The organism is Rhizobacter sp. P3_B12, assembly GCF_056402895.1.
The window spans coordinates 1-1452 of the sequence record NZ_JBFUGN010001269.1 but is presented as its reverse complement, the minus strand read 5'-3'; the positions used below and the strand labels follow the sequence as shown (position 1 = coordinate 1452).

The window sequence follows — 1452 nt, the reverse complement described above, 5'->3', positions numbered from 1 at the left end:
GCGCCGGTCAGCAGGGTCGGGATCATCGGATGGAAGAGGCGTTGGCGCAGCGTCATGCAGGTCTTTCGGAAGGCGTTGGAATCGGTGAACATGGAGAGTCTCGCTCGGTTGGGATGACGGCAGTGTCGGAACCCCGCCTGAAGCGAACCTGAACCCTTCATGAAGGTTCGATGAAGGCGCGCGCCGCGACCCCGGCGCGGCTTCACCCAACCTTCAGGTTCGGCGTCTCCAATCGGTGTCCATGAGCCATGCCATGAAGATCCTGCTGATCGAAGACGACCTCGAACTGGGCAACGGCGTGCGCATCGCGCTCGAAGACCAGGGCCTGCAGGTCACCTGGGTGCGCCGGCTGGGCGACGCGCTGCACGCCATCGACACCCAGGCCTGCGACCTGGTGCTGCTCGACCTGGGCCTGCCCGACGGCGACGGCCTGGCGCTGCTGGCGCGCCTGCGCCGCGAGCGCCTGCCGATGCCGGTGCTGATCCTGACGGCGCGCGATGCGCTCGAGGACCGCCTGGCCGGCCTCGACAGCGGCGCCGACGACTACCTGGTGAAACCGTTCGCGCTGGCCGAGCTGCTGTCGCGGGTGCGGGCGCTGGCGCGGCGCAGCTTCGGCCTGGTCAACGACACGATCGAGATCCGCCAGCTCGCGCTGCACGAGGCGACGATGCGTGTGACGGTCGACGAGCGGGCGGTCGAGCTGTCGCGCAGCGAGTTCGAGCTGCTGTGCCTGCTGATGAAGCGCGCCGACCGCGTGCTGACGCGCCGCGTGCTCGAAGAGCAGGTGCTGCCCGGCGGGCTCGACAACGAGAGCAACGTGCTCGACGTGCACATGTCCAACCTGCGCCGCAAGATCGGGCCGGGCTACATCCGCACGGTGCGTGGCGTCGGCTACGTGATCGACCGCGTCGCACCGGCCAGGGGCGGGGCATGACGCCCGCCGCGTTGTGGCGGCGGCTGCGCAGCTCGCTGGTCAGCCGCCTGGTGCTGGCCCAGATGCTGACGGTGCTGCTGCTGTGGTCGGCGGCGGTGGCCTACTTCGTCTGGGACACCGCGCGCTACGACGAGATCTTCGAGCCCGGCCACATGGGCCCGCGCGCCGACATGATCCTCGCGCTGGTCGACAGCCTGGGCGACCGGCCCGAGCAGCTGCAGGAGGTGCTGCGCAAGCTCGACGTGTTCCAGCGCCGCGAGAACCATGAAGAAGACGACCTGGCGCTGCGCATGTCGATGAACGTCTGGCTCGGCGACCGGCTGCTCTATGCCTCGCCCGGCTCGCCCGGCGTGGTGCCGGCGACGCAGCAGCGCCGGCTCGAGAAGCTGGTCATCGACGGCATGCCGTGGCGCACCTACACGCAGCAATCGGCGCGGTCCGCGGCGCGCGTCACGCTGATCCGTTCGGGCCACGCGGTGTCGATCCTGTTCGCGCTGGGCGAACGCGGCATCCTGATC

General features: G+C 69.6%; 1 protein-coding gene and 1 pseudogene. Both read left to right on the top strand.

Going from position 1 to position 1452, the window contains the following annotated elements; all coding sequences use genetic code 11:
* Window positions 1-253: 253 nt before the first annotated feature.
* Complete coding sequence (locus AC1D01_RS34405; RefSeq protein ID WP_477873950.1) at window positions 254-934, top strand: response regulator; 681 nt, start codon at window positions 254-256, stop codon at window positions 932-934.
* Window positions 931-1452, top strand: a pseudogene (locus AC1D01_RS34400) (hypothetical protein); the annotation flags it as partial. The gene AC1D01_RS34405 and the pseudogene AC1D01_RS34400, both read left to right, overlap by 4 nt.

Excerpts from the sequence above, each read along its gene's own strand:
- AC1D01_RS34405 (WP_477873950.1), top strand. The coding sequence starts at position 254 with ATGAAGATCCTGCTGATCGAAGACGACCTCGAACTGGGCAACGGCGTG.